General features: G+C 58.4%; 16 protein-coding genes. 8 read left to right on the top strand and 8 right to left on the bottom strand.

Annotated elements, in window-relative coordinates:
* Window positions 1-25: 25 nt before the first annotated feature.
* A complete protein-coding gene (locus L383_RS16500; protein ID WP_014883900.1) occupies window positions 26-454 on the top strand; it encodes an OsmC family protein in 429 nt (142 codons plus the stop codon).
* 23 nt (window positions 455-477) lie between these two features.
* Here L383_RS16500 and L383_RS16505 read toward each other — a convergent pair whose 3' ends face one another.
* The gene (locus tag L383_RS16505) at window positions 478-1,383 is read right to left on the bottom strand and encodes a LysR family transcriptional regulator (RefSeq protein ID WP_014883899.1); all 906 of its coding nucleotides are present in this window, start codon (window positions 1,381-1,383) and stop codon (window positions 478-480) included.
* A gap of 133 nt (window positions 1,384-1,516) precedes the next feature.
* On the opposite strand from L383_RS16505, the gene L383_RS16510 reads away from it, so the two are divergent.
* Entirely contained in the window at window positions 1,517-2,266 is a 750-nt protein-coding gene (locus L383_RS16510; RefSeq protein ID WP_023330461.1) for an SDR family NAD(P)-dependent oxidoreductase, read from the top strand.
* Here the strand turns inward: L383_RS16510 and L383_RS16515 are convergent.
* From L383_RS16515 to L383_RS16545, 7 genes are read right to left on the bottom strand one after another with little or no spacing between them, the layout of a single operon-like run.
* Window positions 2,263-3,192 (bottom strand): oligopeptide/dipeptide ABC transporter ATP-binding protein, encoded by a 930-nt coding sequence (locus L383_RS16515; RefSeq protein WP_023330460.1) that lies wholly within the window; start codon window positions 3,190-3,192, stop codon window positions 2,263-2,265. The genes L383_RS16510 and L383_RS16515 overlap by 4 nt on opposite strands.
* Window positions 3,185-4,171, bottom strand: coding sequence for an ABC transporter ATP-binding protein (locus L383_RS16520; protein WP_023330459.1), 987 nt, complete (start codon window positions 4,169-4,171; stop codon window positions 3,185-3,187). Before L383_RS16520 ends, L383_RS16515 begins: the two co-directional genes overlap by 8 nt.
* Window positions 4,168-5,064 carry a D,D-dipeptide ABC transporter permease gene (gene ddpC / locus L383_RS16525; protein WP_023330458.1) on the bottom strand — a complete coding sequence of 299 codons (897 nt, stop codon included), beginning with the start codon at window positions 5,062-5,064 and terminating at the stop codon, window positions 4,168-4,170. Before ddpC ends, L383_RS16520 begins: the two co-directional genes overlap by 4 nt.
* Window positions 5,061-6,083 (bottom strand): ABC transporter permease, encoded by a 1,023-nt coding sequence (locus L383_RS16530; protein WP_014883894.1) that lies wholly within the window; start codon window positions 6,081-6,083, stop codon window positions 5,061-5,063. The genes ddpC and L383_RS16530 overlap by 4 nt, the downstream gene beginning before the upstream one ends.
* 22 nt (window positions 6,084-6,105) lie before the next feature.
* Window positions 6,106-7,638, bottom strand: coding sequence for an ABC transporter substrate-binding protein (locus L383_RS16535; RefSeq protein WP_023330457.1), 1,533 nt, complete (start codon window positions 7,636-7,638; stop codon window positions 6,106-6,108).
* A 15-nt stretch (window positions 7,639-7,653) separates the two neighbouring features.
* Window positions 7,654-8,229: a D-alanyl-D-alanine dipeptidase gene (gene ddpX, locus L383_RS16540; RefSeq protein WP_014883892.1), complete on the bottom strand. Its 576-nt coding sequence runs from the start codon at window positions 8,227-8,229 to the stop codon at window positions 7,654-7,656.
* Window positions 8,230-8,241: 12 nt separating this feature from the next.
* Window positions 8,242-9,096 carry a MurR/RpiR family transcriptional regulator gene (locus L383_RS16545; protein WP_014883891.1) on the bottom strand — a complete coding sequence of 285 codons (855 nt, stop codon included), beginning with the start codon at window positions 9,094-9,096 and terminating at the stop codon, window positions 8,242-8,244.
* Window positions 9,097-9,362: 266 nt separating this feature from the next.
* Here L383_RS16545 and L383_RS16550 point away from each other — a divergent pair, with 266 nt between their 5' ends.
* From L383_RS16550 to L383_RS16575, 6 genes are all read left to right on the top strand, one after another.
* Complete coding sequence (locus L383_RS16550) at window positions 9,363-10,844, top strand: alpha/beta hydrolase (protein WP_023330456.1); 1,482 nt, start codon at window positions 9,363-9,365, stop codon at window positions 10,842-10,844.
* A 90-nt stretch (window positions 10,845-10,934) separates the two neighbouring features.
* Window positions 10,935-12,146, top strand: a complete 1,212-nt coding sequence (locus L383_RS16555; protein ID WP_023330455.1) for a diguanylate phosphodiesterase — start codon at window positions 10,935-10,937, stop codon at window positions 12,144-12,146.
* An 89-nt stretch (window positions 12,147-12,235) separates the two neighbouring features.
* Window positions 12,236-13,126 carry an aminoimidazole riboside kinase gene (locus L383_RS16560; RefSeq protein ID WP_014883888.1) on the top strand — a complete coding sequence of 297 codons (891 nt, stop codon included), beginning with the start codon at window positions 12,236-12,238 and terminating at the stop codon, window positions 13,124-13,126.
* A 173-nt stretch (window positions 13,127-13,299) separates the two neighbouring features.
* Window positions 13,300-14,817 (top strand): carbohydrate porin, encoded by a 1,518-nt coding sequence (locus tag L383_RS16565; protein WP_014883887.1) that lies wholly within the window; start codon window positions 13,300-13,302, stop codon window positions 14,815-14,817.
* Window positions 14,818-14,884: 67 nt separating this feature from the next.
* A complete protein-coding gene (locus L383_RS16570) occupies window positions 14,885-16,255 on the top strand; it encodes a sucrose-specific PTS transporter subunit IIBC (RefSeq protein ID WP_014883886.1) in 1,371 nt (456 codons plus the stop codon).
* On the top strand, window positions 16,255-17,661 hold the full coding sequence (locus L383_RS16575) for a sucrose-6-phosphate hydrolase (RefSeq protein WP_023330454.1): 1,407 nt from the start codon (window positions 16,255-16,257) through the stop codon (window positions 17,659-17,661). Before L383_RS16570 ends, L383_RS16575 begins: the two co-directional genes overlap by 1 nt.
* Window positions 17,662-17,684 lie beyond the last annotated feature (23 nt).

Genomic DNA, 17,684 nt, shown 5'->3' with positions numbered 1-17,684 from the left:
TTTGTAAGCCAAAAGGAGAGCAAGAATGACTATTCATAAGCACGGTTCAGCACACTGGTCTGGCGACATTAAACGCGGGAAAGGAACGGTTTCTACCGAGAGCGGCGTTCTCAATCAGCAGCCTTATGGCTTTAACACCCGCTTTGAGGGTGAAAAGGGGACCAACCCTGAGGAGCTGATTGGCGCGGCACACGCCGCCTGTTTCTCGATGGCGCTTTCGCTGATGCTGGGTGAGGCGGGCTATACCGCCGATTCCATTGATACCACTGCAGACGTCTCGCTGGATAAAACCGACGGCGGTTTTGCCATCACAAAGGTTGCGCTGAAAAGCAAGGTGACTGTTCCCGGCATCGCGCCTCAGCAGTTTGACGGCATCATTCAGAAAGCGAAAGCAGGCTGCCCGGTGTCGCAGCTGCTGAAAGCCGACATCACGCTCGATTACAAACTCAACTAAGCCCCAGCCGGGTTCGCGCCCGGCTATCCCTTCAGCGCGGCGGGGAATACCTCCGCCAGCCAGGCAATAAATACCTTCAGGCGGTGCGTTAAATGCCGGTTTTGGGGGTAAACCACATGAAACGGATAGGCAGCAGGGCGCCAGTCGCTCAGGATTGCCGTCAATGTTCCCGTCTGCAAATAGTGCTTTGCCGAATACTCAAAAGTCTGAACAATCCCAAGTCCCGCCGCGGCAGCAGCGAGATGGGCATTGCTTTCATTGACGCCGAGATAGTGTGGAATGCTGATTTCCAGCGCCTCGCCATCCTGTCTGAAGCGAAACGGAAAGGCCCGCCCGGTGACCGGAGAGAGATAGCTTATCAATTTGTGGCCGTTGCGCAGCTCCTGCGGATAGGCCGGGACGCCATGATTCTTCAGATAACCCGGCGTCGCGCAGGTAACCATTTCAGCATTGCCGAGATGTCGGGCAATAAGTGTTGAGTCGTTCAGCGGGCCGCCGCGAATAACACAGTCTACGTTACCGCTGATTAAGTCTACGGGCCGGTCGGCCACCCCAAGATCGATCCGGATATCCGGGTAGCGCTGCATGAAATCTGGTAGCAGGGGGATGAGCACGTCGCGGGCGGTGGAGCCGCCGATGTCGACGCGCAGATGCCCCTTTGGCGTCGCGCGAGAAACGCGAAAAGAGGTGTCAATATCTTCGATATCAATCAGCACCCTGAGTGCTTTTTCATAGTATTCCGCCCCCTCAGGCGTGGTGACGACCCTGCGGGTGGTGCGGTGCAGGAGGCGGATCTCAAGATGCGTTTCGAGAGATTTCACCAGTTTGCTCAGGGTGGCTATCGGCATATTCAGCGAATCCGCCGCGCGCGTAAAACTGCCGGATTCCACCACCCGCGTAAAGGCACGCATTGCCATTAACTGGTCCATCAGGCCCTCTGATTATTTCTGTATGTGAATAGTCATTTTCATTTTTGCCCATTTTTCATTAATGCTGCAAGGGCTAAAGTTTGTTCAACGCGAGCGAAAGCGCGCAAATCAAACCCAACAAAAGGTAAATGACATGAACACGACTCTTTCAGGAAAAATTGCACTGGTAACCGGCGGCAGCACCGGTATTGGTCTTGCCACGGCGCAGGAGATGGCGGCTCAGGGTGCGAAGGTGTACATCACCGGACGTCGTCAGGCCGAGCTGGACGCGGCGGTGGCTGAAATTGCTTCAACGGCAGTGGGCATTCGTGCGGATGTCTCTAAACTCGGCGATCTGGATGAGGTTTATGCCCGGATTGCAAAAGAGGAAGGCCGTCTGGATATCCTGTTCGCCAATGCGGGGGGCGGCGATATGCTGCCGCTGGGCGCGATCACCGAAGAGCAGTTTGACCGTATTTTCGGTACTAATGTCCGCGGCGTGCTCTTTACGGTGCAGAAGGCGCTGCCGCTGTTATCCGCCGGATCGTCGATTATTCTGACCGGCTCGACGGTCTCCATTAAGGGGACGGCAAACTTTAGCGTCTACAGCGCCAGTAAGGCCGCCGTTCGCAACTTTGCCCGCTCCTGGGCGCTGGATTTGCAGGGCCGCGGGATCCGCGTCAACGTGGTGAGTCCGGGCCCAATCAAAACCCCGGGGCTCGGTGATTTGGTGCCGGAAGAACACCGTCAGGGGCTGTACGATGCGCTGGCCGCGCAGGTCCCGCTCGGACGTTTAGGCGCGCCGGGTGAAGTAGGGAAAGCGGTGGCGTTCCTGGCCTCCGATGCGGCCAGCTTTATTAACGCCACCGAGCTGTTTGTGGACGGCGGGATGGCGCAAATCTAACCCAGATTGCGCCAGCAGCGAACGTGACGGCCCTCGTGAGAGGGCTGTAAAGCCTGGGGATCTTCACACCCCTGCGTGGCCAGCGGGCAACGGTCGCGGAAAAAGCAGCCTTTGGGCAGGTGACGGTTTCCGGGAAGCTCCGTTTTGCGTAACGCCAGCGTTTCGTCCAGCGGTTCACCGGTGCGGGGAACCGAATCGAGCAACAGACGGGTATAAGGATGGTGCGGTTCCCCCAGCACCTGGGCGGCGCTGCCCAGCTCCACAATCTGCCCGAGGTACATTACCGCCACGCGGTCACTCATGTGTCGGACCACCGAGACGTTATGCGAAATTAACACATAAGTCAGATTACGCTGCTGTTGCAGGGTCACCAGCAGATTGAGGATTTGCGCCTGCACGGAGATATCCAGCGCGCTGGTCGGTTCGTCGAGCACGATGATGTCCGGATCGGACGAGAGAGCCCGGGCGATGGCGATGCGCTGGCGCTGGCCGCCGGAAAAGGCGTGCGGTAGCCGGTCGAGATATTCCGGACGAATGCCAACCTGCAACGCCAGGTTTTCCGCCATCTGTCGGCGTTCCCGTTCGGGGCTGCGTTTTTGCACCCACACCGGCTCGGTGATGATGCGCCAGACCGGCAAGCGCGGATCGAGCGACGAGAGCGGGTCCTGAAACACCATCTGCATGCCGCCCGCGTGGTTTACCCGCTGGTATGCCCCGGTGCTGGGCTTAAGCATGCCCATCAGTAGCTGGGCCAGCGTGCTTTTACCGCAGCCGGATTCCCCGACAATGCCCAGCGTTTCTCCCCGGCGGATCTGCAGATCGAGTCCGTTGAGCGCATGCACCTGCTCGGTGACGCGGCCCAGCCAGTTTTTACGTGCCGCAAAGTTTACGTGCACGCTATCCAGTTCCAGCAGCACATCAGACATGGGGTTTCTCCTGTTGCGGATACCAGCAGGCGGCCTGTTGGCCTACTGCGCCATGGGGGTGTAAGCGCGGGGTTTCGCTGCATTTCGCCCCGGCGGCAAAGCAGCGATCGCGGAATGCGCATCCCTGCGGAAGCTGGCTGAGGTTGGGGACGGTGCCGGGGATGGCCGGAAGCAGATCGCGCGGCTGACCGTTCTCCGGCGCACACTTCAGCAGGCCAATGGAGTAGGGATGAACAGGGGCATGGATCAGCGTTTGCGTGGCGCCGCTCTCTATCACGCTACCGGCATACATCACATACATTCTGTCGCAGAGCTGGGATACCACGGCCATATCATGGCTGATAAACAGTACAGAGGTGCCGCTGGCCCGCGCCTTATGCTTCAGCAAGCGCAGCACCTGCAGCTGGACGGTAACGTCCAGTGCGGTGGTCGGTTCGTCGGCAATGATCAGCTCCGGCTCGCAGGAGAAGGCAAGGGCGATCATCACCCGCTGGCGCATGCCGCCGGAGAGTTCGAACGGATAACGCGCCATCACCTGGTGCGCGTCCGGGATTTGCATCTCTTCCAGCAGGGTAATCGCCTTTTGTTGCGCCTCCCGCCGGGAAAGTGGTCGATGCTGGCGGATCACCTCCACCATCTGTTTGCCAATCTGTCGCGTCGGATTGAGGGCGGTCATCGGCTCCTGAAAAATCATCGCCACTCTGGCGCCGCGCCACTGGCGGAGCTGTTTCTCAGATGCCGCGAGGACATTTTCACCCAGTAGCATCACCTGGCCCTGATGGATCCGGTAGCTGCCTTCCGGCAGCAGCCGCATGGCGAGCATTGCGGTCACGGATTTCCCCGATCCCGATTCGCCCACCACGCCGACGATCTCACCCCTTTTGATCTCCAGCGAGACGTTATTCAGCGCGTGGACCTCACCGCGAAAAATCGGGAAGCTCAGGTGCAGGTCTTCAATGCGTAATACCGATTCGGTCATGACTGTTTCCCTCCTGACTTTGGATCCAGCAGGTCGCGGATACCGTCACCGAACAGGTTAAAACCCACGGCGGTAATCAAAATGGCCGCACCGGGAAAGGCGCAATACCACCACTGGTCGAGAACGTAGTTACGGCCAACGGCCACCATCGCCCCCCATTCGGCGGTCGGCTGCTGTGCACCCAGGCCAATAAACCCCAGCGTCGCGGCCATCAGAATAGCGCTACCAATGTCCAGCGAAGCCTGCACAATCAGCGGCGGCAGGGCATTGCGCAGAATATGCCAGCGGATCAAATGCCAGCGCGATGCGCCAAACGTGCGGGCGGCCTGCACGTAGGTAAACTGGCGGACCACCAGCGTCTGGCCGCGCGCCAGACGGACGTAAAACGGAATGCGGACAATGGCGATCGCCAGCATGGCGTTAAACAGGCTCGGGCCGAGCGCGGCAGCCAGCGCCATGGTCAGCACCAGAGAGGGTATAGAGAGCATGATGTCCATCACCCGCATGATGATGGCGTCACCGCGCCCACCCAGTACGCCGGACAAACAGCCCAGCAGCGAGCCAATGCCGCCTGCAATCACCACCACCGCCAGCCCGGCGGCGATCGACTGCTGGCTGCCTGCCAGGACGCGACTGAACAGATCGCGTCCCACTTCATCGGTACCAAACCAGTGTTGTGCGGACGGTGCCTGCAGACGGGCGGTCAGATCCAGCGCGTTCGGGTCGTGCGGCACAATCCACGGTGAGGTCACCATCACCAGGAGCATCGCAATCATAATCACGCCGCCCACCATCGTGAGTGGGCTTTGACGCAGCATCCAGAACAGTTTTGCCCAGTTGATACGTTGTCTTGCAGTTTTAACCGGGACGGGCGTTTCTTGCGTTAACATCATTCGGCACCTCCGCGCCCAATTCGCGGGTCAATCCACAGATAAAGCAGATCGACCACCAGATTCACCAATACGTAGGCCAGAGAGACGACGACAGCGAAGCCCATCACGGCAGGGAAATCGAGCGCCTGAATGGACGTCACCACCCAGGCACCCATCCCCGGCCAGGCAAAGACGGTTTCGGTCAGTACTGCACCGTACAGCAAATCGCCCAGCGCCAGCCCGAGCACGGTAATCGACGGGATCATCGCATTGGGCAGAGCGTAACGCAGGACGATATACCAGCCAGGCAGGCCGCTGGCGCGCGCCGTGCGAATGTAGTCCTCGCTAAGCTGCTCCAGCATCGCAGAACGCACCTGACGCGCCACGATGCCCAGGTGAACAAACGCCAGCGTCAGCGAGGGTAAAATCAGATGCTGAAGCGCATTGAGAAAGACCTCGACGTTGCCCTCCAGCAGGGCATCCAGCAGGTAAAACCCGGTGACGTGCGTCGGCGGATCGAGCCAGTCGTCCAGTCTGCCGCCGCCCGGCAGGATCTGCAGGTGCCCGTAGAAAAGCACAATAACGCCCAGACCGAGCCAGAAGGCTGGTGTGGAAATGCCGGTCATCGCCATTAATCGCACCAGATGATCCAGCCAGCGGTTGCGATAGACCGCCGACAAAATCCCCAACGGCACGCCGATGACCAGCGCCAGTAGCAGGGAGCAAAAGGCCAGCTCCAGCGTGGCAGGGAAAAAGGCCTTCAGGTCTTGTGCAACCGGACGTCCGGTACGAATGGACGTGCCGAGATCGCCATGGGCGAGAGCATCGACGTAGCGACCAAACTGGATATACAGCGGCTGATCCAGCCCCAGTTGCTGGCGGATGTTTTGCACGATGTCGTCGCTGGCACGGTCTCCGGCCAGCAGACGGGCCGGATCGCCGGGGATCATGTGTGAAATAATAAAGGTAATGATACAGACACCGGCCACCACCAGGAGTAATCCCCAGCAGCGCTGGCGCACAATGCTCCAGAACGTCATACACTTTCCCCCGGCGAATTCGTTATTTACTCATGGTGGCGATGTTGAACACCTGCTCAAGCATCGGATTAAAGGTGAAGCCTTTAACCTCTTTGTTCATCGCCAGCTGATAGTTCTTCTGGAACAGATAAACGTAGGCCGCCTCGTCAATCACCACTTTTTGCGCCTGCTGGTAATCTTTGGTGCGTTCTGCCTGATCGGTGGTTTTCAGCGCGGCCTGCAGCAGCGAGTCGACCTCTTTGTTTTCATAGAATGAACGGTTGCCCGGCAGCCCTTTTTTGTCTGATTCGAACCAGTAGTTCATGAACATATAGGGGTCGGCAAAGTCCGGGCTCCAGTTACCGATTGCAATGTCGTAATCGCCTTTACCGACGCGGTCGCGCATGGTGGCGTTCGCCAGTTTCTCCAGCTTGACGTTAATGCCGATCTTGCCGAGGCTGGCCTGGGTTGAGAGGGCGATAGGTTCCCAGTTCGGATCGTTATCCGAGTAAAGGAAGGTCAGGCTGGCGGGCTTGTCTTTGACCTTCTCCAGCGCCGCTTTCGCTTTGGCCTCATCATAGCTGTACTGCATTGCCGTGGCGTCAAAGCCCCACATGCCTTCCGGGATCGGGCCGCGCATCTGCTTGCCGTTGCCGCTCAGAATGCCCTTCACCATGCCCTGGTAGTCCGTCGCCCATGAAATGGCTCGACGTAAATCCACCTGATTGAGCGGCGCTTTGCTGTTGTTGAGGTAGAGATAGGTCACGCGCAGGGACGGGTATTCCGCGACGGCGACTTTTCCTTCCTGCTTCAGGGCCGAGAGCTGATCGACCGGCAGGGAGTCGGCAATGTCCAGATCGCCGCGGGAAAGCTGCAGGCGGCGGGAGGCGCTCTCTCCGATAATTTTTACCGATACGCGCTTAAAGTGCGGTTTTTCACCCTGCCAGTGTGGGTTAGGCACCAGCACCAGCTGCTGGCCTTTCTGCCAGCTTTTGAGCATAAACGGCCCGGAACCGGAGGTGTTTTGCGCCAGGAAACCGCGCGCATCGTCCGCGGCATTTGCCTTCAGCACTGCCGGGTTAATGATGGATGCCCCGTCATTTGCAAGCGTGTAAAGGAAGGGGGCAAAAGGCTGGCTGAGGGTGAATTTCACCGTATGGTCATCTACCGCATCAATTTTCAGATCTTTCGGGAAGGCTTCAGACGGCCCCTGGCCGAGCTTCAGCAGGCGTTCAAAAGAGCGTTTTACCGCTTCGGCGGTGACCGGCGTGCCGTCGGAGAATTTCGCGTTATCCGCCAGGGTAAAGGTCCACTCTTTCTGGTCGTCGGATGCTTTCCAGCCTGTCGAGAGATCGCCTTCCACCTCGGTAGAGCCTGGCTTGTACTTGACCAGACGCTGATAGGACGGATAGGTGACGGTCCAGTCGTTGTTATCAATGGTGATGGCAGGGTCGAGCGTTTGCGGGTCGGCGGCTTTACCAATCACCAGCATGTCTTTCGGTACGGCAGCCAGCGCCAGCGGAGCGTTCATTACCAGCGTGGCGGCGATCAGGGTCGTGAGAAGCGATGTTTTCATGGCAGTGCTCCAGGTTTAAAGAGGGGTGTGCGTCAGGGGAAAACAGGCAAAACGGTCATCAAGCAGCGGGTAGCTGGCGGCGTTCGGCAGTTCAAAGTGCCACCATTCGCTGCTGATACCGACAAAACCGCCACCGAACATGATGGCATTCAGCAGCAGACGGTTGCGCTGGGCGTGCGGCGGTACGGAAGGGTGATACGGATGCGAGCGGTCGTGCATTTCGTCAAAACCGGCGCCCATATCCAGCACGGTATTGTGTTCGTCCATCAGCGTGACGTCGATGGCCGTGCCGCGACTATGATTGGAGCCAATCGCCACGTCGACCACATATTCCGGGTTCGGGCAGGCATCCCACAGCTGGGCCTGCGCCTGCTGCGGTCGGTAGGCGTCGTACACCACCAGCTTCAGCCCGGCCAGCGTGGCAATGCTGATGGCTTTTGCCAGCGCGGTGGCGGCGTCGGTATGCAGCAGGCACAGCGCCTCTTGGTAGATCGGGCGACCGGTGATGTTGTCGGCAGTGGCGTACTTCAGATCGATATGCAGCGTGGGAAATGTCTTCGCCACATCAATCAGTTCACTCTCTTCGGGCATAGCTCCGCTCCTTTAGCGTTCGAATTGACCAAACTCTTGTTGTAATTGCCGGTTTACCGCCAGACGTGCCGGGAGCGCATCACCCAACGCTTCCACCACGCCCGACAGCAGCAGGTTGAACAAACAGCTCACGGGGGCAAGTGAATCCCAGAAATGACCGGTATCGGTTTTCACCTGCAGTAAGTCCATCGGATAATCCCGCGCCCACGGGCACCAGATGTCGGTGATTAAGGCCAGCGGAATGCCTTTTTCGCTCGCGACGCGGCAGTACTGGCGGGCCATCGCGGAGTAGGCGCGCGTATCGGTCAGCACGACATAAGGGTGCGAAAACCCCGAGTTGAGGGATTCCACCCAGCTTCCGGATGCCCCCTCCGAATAGCTCACGCGCGGGCGCAGGTACTCAAGGTGGCTGAAGAAGGCGTTGGCGATCCCGCGGGTGGACTGGATCCCCAGCACAAACACCGCATCCGCATGGGCCAGGTTGTGTACGACCTGGCGGAAGACGTCCGTTTGCGCGAGCTGATACACCTGCGTGATGGCATCCACTTCCAGCGACAGGGCGTGCTGAAGGCGGTTGGGCAGGGGGCGCTGCTGTTGCCAGGAGTCCAGACGTTCGTTCATACCCCAGGGCTGATACGGATCGCGCAGGCTCTTTTTGACATCCTCCAGGTTGCGGTAGCCCAGCTTGCGCAGGAAGCGTCCCACGGTGATCCCGCTCGTCCCGCTCGCCTGACCGACGCTTTCAGCCGTTTCAAACGGTATCTGCGCGGCGTGGGCAAGCAACCAGCTTCCGACCCGTTTTTCGCTGGGCGTGAACTGGCTAAACATCGTTTCGATACGGCTCAACATCTCAGGTTTTGTCGTCATACCGCCTCGCTGTTAACACGCTGTCAAAAGCCGATCTTGTGTTACCTCGTTAACAATGCATGACGCGTGCCAGGAACACAGGCGAGGGAATGCCTGCTCTGCTGTAAACTTCATGCAATATTTAGTTAACGGATGATCAACATTTGTGCAGCGTAGTTCACTTTTGGTGCAGTGACAGAATCTGCACGTATGAATTTGGTGAATACGTCAGCCCGTTCACATTTTTGATAAGATAGAAACACAGTAGACATGAAAGGGATCCCGGCATGGCGAATTGGCCCTGGCGAGTCAGCGAGCATCTGATGGTGCTTGTTAAGAAAATAGCGATGGTGGTGGGGATCGTACTGGTCGTCCTGCTGGCAGTGCGGGTCTATCTCTCGCAGCAGGGGCCTGAACTGCATCTCTGGCATACCTGGCGGGCAGATGAGATGTCCGTACGCGAGCTCGATGGCGCCGACTTTGCCGGGTATGTTGCCCGCGAAAATGCCATTTTCGCCGATCTTAATACCGCGGTGACGGCAAAAACAGAGCATGAGGAACAAACGCCGCTAAACCGCTATTACCGCCAGAGCCTGGTCTGGCCGGGTCAGTTTTCACCGGATGCCAACCGCTCTTTTGTACTCATGCCAGCCGGAAAGCCGCGCGGCGCGGTGGTGTTGCTTCATGGACTGACGGATTCACCCTATAGCGTCAGACATCTTGCTCAGAATTATCAGGCCCACGGCTTTGTGGCCGTGGTTCCGCGCCTGCCCGGACACGGCACCGCGCCTGGCGCGCTGACGGACGTTGACTGGGAGATGTGGCTGGCGGCGACGCGCCTTGCCGTTCGGGAAGCGACGCGTCTGGCGGGAGAAAATGTGCCCCTGCATCTGGTGGGCTATTCCAACGGCGGGGCGCTGGCGATGAAATATGCCCTCGATGCACTTGACGCGCCATCGCTGCGTAAGCCGCAGCAGCTGGTGCTGCTGTCGCCGATGATCGGCGTGACGGCATTCGCGCGATTCGCCGGTTTCGCCGGGTTACCGGCGCTGCTCCCGGCGTTTGCCAAAGCGGCGTGGCTGAATATTTCCCCGGAATATAACCCGTATAAATACAACTCGTTCCCGGTGAACGCCGCCCGCCAGTCGTGGCTGTTGACGAAGGCGCTGCAGGAGCAGATTGGCCGGGAGGCGCGGGAAAACAGGTTGGCAACGCTGCCGCCGGTTCTGGCATTCCAGTCGGTGATGGATTCCACCGTCAGCACCCGCGCGGTGGTGAGCGGCTTGTTTGATCAGCTTCCGGCAAATGGCAGCGAGCTGGTGGTATTTGATATCAACCAGGCGGCGAGCTTCCGTCCGCTGTTCAAGCCCTCGTCCTGGACGGCCACCTCAGCGCTGCTGCCTACTGTTGAACGACGTTACACTGTCACGGTTATTACCAATGCGAATGAACACAGTTTCTCAACGGTAGCGAAAATCACGCCGGCAGGAAGCACTCACGAGACGGTCGTGCCGCTTGGGCAGTCCTGGCCGCAGGATGTCTATTCCCTGTCGCACGTTGCGGTGCCGTTCCCGCAGGATGACGATCTCTATGGCCGGGAGCCTGACGTGAAAAACCGCTACGGCATTAGCCTGGGGACGATAGCGCTCTGGGGGGAAACGTCTGTATTGAGCGTCGGGAAAGAGGCGCTTATGCGGGTCACCTCAAACCCGTTCTACGGCTACATGGAGGAGAGGATCAACAGCCGAATCGGGGATGAGAAAAAGTAACGTTCTTCTGTTGTGTGAATATGTTAGGTCGCAATGATTAAGTATGTTAAATAATACCTTCAAGGCACCTCTCTCATCGGAACCCGTTTTGTGCTGACGACTCTCATTTACCGAAGCCAGTTGAATTTATCCCACCCGTCAACCGAACTCCGGGAGGTGGTGGAGCGCGCCAGACGCCGTAACGCGAAGCTGAATATAACCGGTGTGCTCCTCTCTAAAGGGGATGACGTACTGCAAATTCTTGAAGGTTCCGAAGAGGGCGTGGTCAGGCTGTTCAATAAAATCCGTGATGACAAGCGGCACAGCGGAGTGGTTGAACTGATGCGGGATTATGGCCCGCGCAGACGATTTGAAAACGTCGGGATGCTGCTGTTCGATCTTCAGACGCAGTCGCCGAAAGAGGTGCTGCAATCGGTGCTGCGTTACAGCAAACTCGACAGTTACCTGGCCTCCGATGACCGCGTATTCAAATTTATTCAGACGTTTATTACAGATAAGCGTCCGAACCCGTCGGGTGGACGTTACGATCCGGCAAAGTGGGCGCTCGAACCCGAAACCTTACCCTTTGGCGAGTCTCTGGGCCTGATTGCCGCGCAAACCTGTCAATTTGCGCTTCAACCGATTGTTGAGCCTTCGGAAGGCAAGATCAGCTCCCTTGAAGCTCTTATCCGCAGCAATGACGGCGGCAGTCCGGACCAGTTCTTCCGCGCCCTTGACCCGGACACCCTCTATCAGGTCGATCTCCAGACGAAAGCCTATGCCTTTGCGCTGGCGGAAAAGCTGGGGATTGGCAGCCACAAAATTGCGGTCAACCTGTTGCCGATGTCGCTGGTGAATGTCCCTGGCGCAGTGGAATTTCTGGTCGGTGAGATTAAAAAACACGGGCTTCAGCCAGAGCAGGTGGTGCTGGAAATCACTGAAAACGAGATGATATCCGGACTGAATCAGTTCAACAGCGCCATTAAACAACTTCGCGGTGAGGGGGTTGGCATGGCGATTGATGATTTTGGTTCCGGCTATGCCGGTCTCTCTCTGCTGACGCGCTTCCAGCCGGATAAAATTAAGATTGACCGGGAGATTATCAGCGATATTCACCTGAGCGGTCCGAAACAGGCGATTGTACGCTCGATTATTAGCTGCTGCTCCGATCTCGAAATCACCCTGGTGGCGGAAGGTATCGAGAAAATAGAGGAGTGGTGCTGGCTCGAATCTGCCGGGATCCGCCGCTTCCAGGGCTTCCTGTTTGCCCGCCCGCTGCTTAACGGCGTCGGAGATATTCACTGGCCGCACCTGGTGCGTTAAGGCAATTTTCCACTCGCGTTATTTCCCCGTCGTCCTGCCTGTGCTTAAATAGCTAAAACGGTTTAACATAGTTTAGCTTCGAGGTTCACATGGAAAAAATCTGGGTACTGGGTGATGCGGTGGTGGATCTGCTGCCTGATGGAGAAGGGAGATTACTGCAATGTCCGGGTGGCGCCCCGGCAAACGTTGCGGTCGGTATTGCCCGCCTGGGGGGGCGTAGCGCGTTTATCGGCAGAGTTGGAGACGATCCTTTCGGGCGCTTTATGGCTCACACACTGGCTGACGAGCGGGTCGATGTGCAGTGGATGCGCCTTGACCCGGCACACCGCACCTCAACGGTGGTGGTCGATCTCGACGAACAGGGCGAACGTTCGTTTACCTTTATGGTGCGCCCGAGCGCCGATCTGTTTCTGGAACCTGCCGATCTGCCTACCTTCAGCCAGGGTGAATGGCTGCACGTCTGCTCCATCGCGCTAAGCGCTGAACCCAGCCGCAGTGCGGCCTTTCAGGCGATGGATGCCATCAGGAAGGCGGGCGGTTACGTCAGTTTTGACCCCAATATACGCCCGGATCTCTGGCCGGATGAAACCGCACTTCGACGCAGCCTTGAAGAGGCGCTGCAACGTGCTGATGTGGTGAAACTCTCCGTCGAGGAACTGGCATTTTTAACCGGTGAGGAGCAGGTGCACGCCGGTCTGGCTGCACTCATGCGCCGCTGTCCGGCGCGGCGGGTGCTCGTCACGCAGGGTAAAGAGGGCGTTATTGCCTGGCATGAAGGCACCGTGAACCACTATCCGGCAACCCCGGTTAAGTGTGTAGATACCACCGGCGCGGGGGATGCCTTCGTCGCCGGTCTGCTCTACGGGCTGGCCGCCGGTCTTGAACTGGTTCCCGCCATCACCTTAGCCCAGCGCTGCGGCGCGCTAGCCACCACCGCGAAAGGGGCGATGACCGCCTTGCCCTGGCAGCACGAGCTGTAATTGCTCCCTTTACAGGCCGTTGGTCGACGGCCTGAATTGTCGCCCCGATCACACTTACTAAAACGGTTTAGCAAAAAAGATTGCCGATCCAAAATTCACCAGTTTAGTATCAGCAACCTAAACCGGTTTAGCAATTTAGCACGTTTAATGACTTCTTTGAGGGATGCGACAAAATGTATAAAAAACGCAGACTTGCCGTGATGATAGGCATGCTGGCCGGAAGTACCTCTGTTTTTGCCCAAACGGATATGACAAGTATCGAAGCGCGGCTTGCCGCAATGGAACAACGCCTTCAGGACGCAGAGACGCGCGCGCAGAGGGCGGAGAAACGCGCCACGGAAGCAGAACAAAAAACGCAGCAGCTCGTTGCCGCGCAGCAGCAGACGCAGTCGACAACCCAGGCGGTGGCGCAGCGCACCACTGCGCTGGAGAAGAAAGCGGATCAAAGCAGCGGGTTTGAGTTCCACGGCTACGCTCGTTCCGGCCTGCTGATGAATGACGCGGCCTCCAGCAGCAAAAGCGGTCCGTATCTGACCCCAGCCGGCGAAACCGGTGGTGCAGTAGGGCGTCTGGGTAATGAAGCCGACACCTACGTTGAGCTGAACCTGGAGCACAAACAGACCCTGGATAACGGGGCGACGACGCGCTTTAAAGCGATGCTGGCCGACGGCCAGAGAACCTATAACGACTGGTCAGCTGATACCAGCGATCTCAATATTCGTCAGGCCTTTGCGGAGCTGGGCAATCTCCCTGATTTCACCGGCGCGCTGAAGGGCAGTACATTCTGGGCAGGTAAACGCTTCGACCGCGATAACTTTGATATTCACTGGCTGGATTCCGACGTGGTGTTCCTGGCCGGTACCGGTGGTGGCGTCTACGACGTGAAATGGAACGATTCGCTGCGCAGTAACTTCTCCCTCTATGGACGCAACTTCGGCAGCGTGGAGCAAACCGACAATAACGTTCAGAACTATATCCTCAGCATGAACCACTTCGCCGGGCCGCTCCAGCTGATGGTGAGCGGCCTGCGGGCTAAAGATAATGACGATCGTAAAGACGCGAACGGCGATCTCATCAAAACGGATGCCGCTAACACGGGCGTTCATGCCCTGGTGGGCTTGCACAACGAGAGCTTCTACGGCCTGCGGGAGGGGACGGCCAAAACCGCGCTGCTGTATGGTCACGGGCTGGGGGCGGAAGTGAAAAGCATCGGCTCGGATGGCGCACTGCTGTCCGAGGCGGATACCTGGCGCTTTGCAAGTTACGGTGTCACGCCAATTGGCGGTGGCTGGAGCATTGCGCCTGCCATCCTGGCGCAGAGCAGTAAAGATCGCTACGTCAAAGGCGACAGCTATGAGTGGGTCACGCTCAACACCCGCCTGATTAAAGAGGTGACCCAGAATTTCGCGCTGGCGTTTGAGGGAAGCTATCAGTACATGGACTTAAACCCGGAAGGTTATAAAGACCGAAACGCCGTCAACGGCAGTTTCTACAAGCTGACCTTTGCTCCGACGTTAAAAGCGAGCAAAATCGGCGATTTCTTCAGCCGCCCGGAGCTTCGCCTGTTCGCCACCTGGATGGACTGGAGCAGCAAACTGGATAATTACGCCACCGATGATGCCTTTGGCAGCAGCGGTTTCAACGCCGGCGGGGAATGGAACTTTGGGGTCCAGATGGAAACCTGGTTTTAACCCATCACGCTCCCGCCTGGCGGGGGCGTTTCGCACATCATAAAAAAGAAGTCAGGCAGAGGTATCTATGGATTTTAATCAAATCGCCCGCGAGCTTATTCCGCTGCTGGGTGGCAAGGAAAATATCGCCAGCGCGGCGCACTGCGCAACGCGTCTTCGTCTGGTGCTGGTTGATGACGCGCTGGCCGATCAGCAGGCGATCGGCAAGGTCGACGGCGTTAAAGGCTGTTTCCGTAACGCCGGGCAGATGCAGGTGATTTTTGGTACGGGCGTGGTGAATAAAGTCTACGCCGCGTTTATTCAGGCGGCGGGGATTAGCGAGTCCAGCAAGTCTGAGGCGGCGGACCTGGCGGCGCGCAAGCTGAACCCGTTCCAGCGCATTGCGCGTCTGCTCTCCAATATCTTTGTGCCGATCATTCCCGCGATTGTGGCGTCCGGCCTGCTGATGGGCCTGCTCGGCATGGTGAAAACCTACGGCTGGGTCAATGCGGACAACGCTATCTATATCATGCTGGACATGTGCAGTTCGGCGGCGTTTATCATTCTGCCGATCCTGATCGGCTTTACCGCCGCGAGGGAGTTTGGAGGTAACCCGTACCTGGGCGCGACGCTGGGCGGCATCCTGACCCATCCGGCGCTGACTAACGCCTGGGGCGTGGCGTCCGGTTTCCACACCATGAACTTCTTCGGCCTGGAGATCGCGATGATTGGCTACCAGGGCACGGTATTTCCGGTGCTGCTGGCCGTCTGGTTTATGAGCATCGTGGAGAAAAACCTGCGCCGCGTGATTCCGGATGCGCTGGACCTGATCCTGACGCCGTTCCTCACCGTTGTGATCTCTGGCTTTATCGCCTTGCTGATTATTGGTCCGGCGGGACGCGCCTTAGGGGATGGTATCTCCTTTATCCTGAGCACGCTTATCGCCCACGCGGGCTGGCTGGCCGGGCTGCTGTTTGGCGGACTGTATTCGGTGATTGTGATCACCGGTATTCACCACAGCTTCCATGCGATTGAAGCGGGGCTGCTGGGCAACCCGTCGATTGGCGTGAACTTCCTGCTGCCGATCTGGGCCATGGCGAACGTGGCGCAGGGCGGAGCCTGTCTGGCGGTGTGGTTCAAAACCAACGATGCCAAAATCAAAGCCATTACGTTACCGTCGGCGTTCTCTGCGATGCTGGGCATCACCGAGGCGGCCATTTTTGGTATCAACCTGCGTTTCGTTAAGCCGTTTATTGCCGCGTTGATTGGTGGCGCGGTGGGGGGCGCCTGGGTGGTCTCTGTGCATGTCTACATGACTGCCGTCGGGTTGACCGCCATTCCGGGTATGGCCATCGTGCAGGCCAGCTCGCTGCTCAACTATATTATCGGCATGGTGATTGCCTTCGGCGTGGCGTTTACCGTCTCGCTGCTGCTGAAATATAAAACGGACTCTGAATAATGACGTTACCTTCCCGCTGGCCTGCGATTCTGCAGGCCGTTATGAAAGGGCAGCCGCGCGCGCAGGCTGACAGCCATTATCCGCAATGGCACGCCGCGCCGGTGACGGGGCTGATGAACGATCCCAACGGGTTTATCTGGTTTGCCGGTCGCTACCATCTGTTCTATCAGTGGAATCCGCTGGACTGTGAGCATCGTTTTAAATGCTGGGGGCACTGGAGTTCTGCGGACCTGGTCCACTGGCAGCATGAGCCGCTGGCGCTGATGCCCGACGAAGAGTATGACCGCAACGGCTGCTACTCCGGTAGCGCCGTGGATAACCAGGGCGTGCTGACGCTGTGCTATACCGGCAACGTGAAGTTCGATGACGGCAGCCGTACCGCCTGGCAGTGCCTGGCCGAGGAACAGCCGGACGGCACCTTTAAAAAGCAGGGGCCGGTGCTGGCGCTGCCGGGGGGCTACACCGGTCACGTGCGTGACCCGAAAGTGTGGCAACACGACGGGCTGTGGTACATGGTGCTGGGCGCGCAGGATCTGCAAAAGCGCGGCAAAGTGCTGCTGTTTAAATCCGCTGATTTACATGCCTGGGCTTCCTGCGGTGAAATCGCTGGTCACGGGGTCAACGGCCTGAAGGACGCAGGTTATATGTGGGAGTGCCCGGACCTGTTCGCGCTCGACGGTACGCACGTGTTGATTTGCTGTCCGCAGGGGCTGGCGCGCGAGCCGTATCGCTATCTCAACACCTATCCGGCCGCCTGGATGAGTGGGGCGTTTAGCTATGAACGCGGCACGTTTGCGCACGGCGAGCTGCACGAGCTTGACGCGGGCTTTGAGTTTTACGCCCCGCAAACGACGCTGGCGGAAGATGGACGACGCATTCTGATTGGCTGGATGGGCGTACCGGACGGGGAAGAGATGCTTCAGCCGACGCGGTCGCACGGCTGGATGCACCAGATGACCTGCCCGCGCGAATTGCAGTATCGCGACGGCAAGCTCTGGCAGACTCCGGTGCGTGAGCTGGCGGCGCTGCGTGAAGAGGAGCAGCACTGGCAGGGACGTGCCAGCGATGCGCCCGTTCTGGATGCCGCGCGACTGGAGTTTGAGTTAAGCGCCTCGCAGGTGAACGTCGATTTTGCGGGCGCGCTGCGCCTCACGGTTGATGAGCAGGGCGTGCGGCTGGAACGCGCGAGCCTGAAAACTGGTGAGACGTTGACCCGCTATTGGCAGGGGGACGTCCACCATTTACGCGTCCTGTGCGACCGCTCCAGCGTTGAAATTTTCATCAATCATGGCGAAGGGGTGATGAGCAGCCGCTATTTTCCTGACCATCCGGCCTGGGTGCGCTTCGAAGGTGCGTCCGATATCACATTACGCTACTGGTCGCTGCGCGCCTGCATGATAGAATGAGGGTTTTGGCAGCCGGATCTAAG

Source organism: Enterobacter sp. MGH 37 (genome assembly GCF_000534515.1).
GTDB lineage: Bacteria > Pseudomonadota > Gammaproteobacteria > Enterobacterales > Enterobacteriaceae > Enterobacter > Enterobacter kobei.
This window is presented reverse-complemented; position numbering and strand designations above follow the sequence as displayed.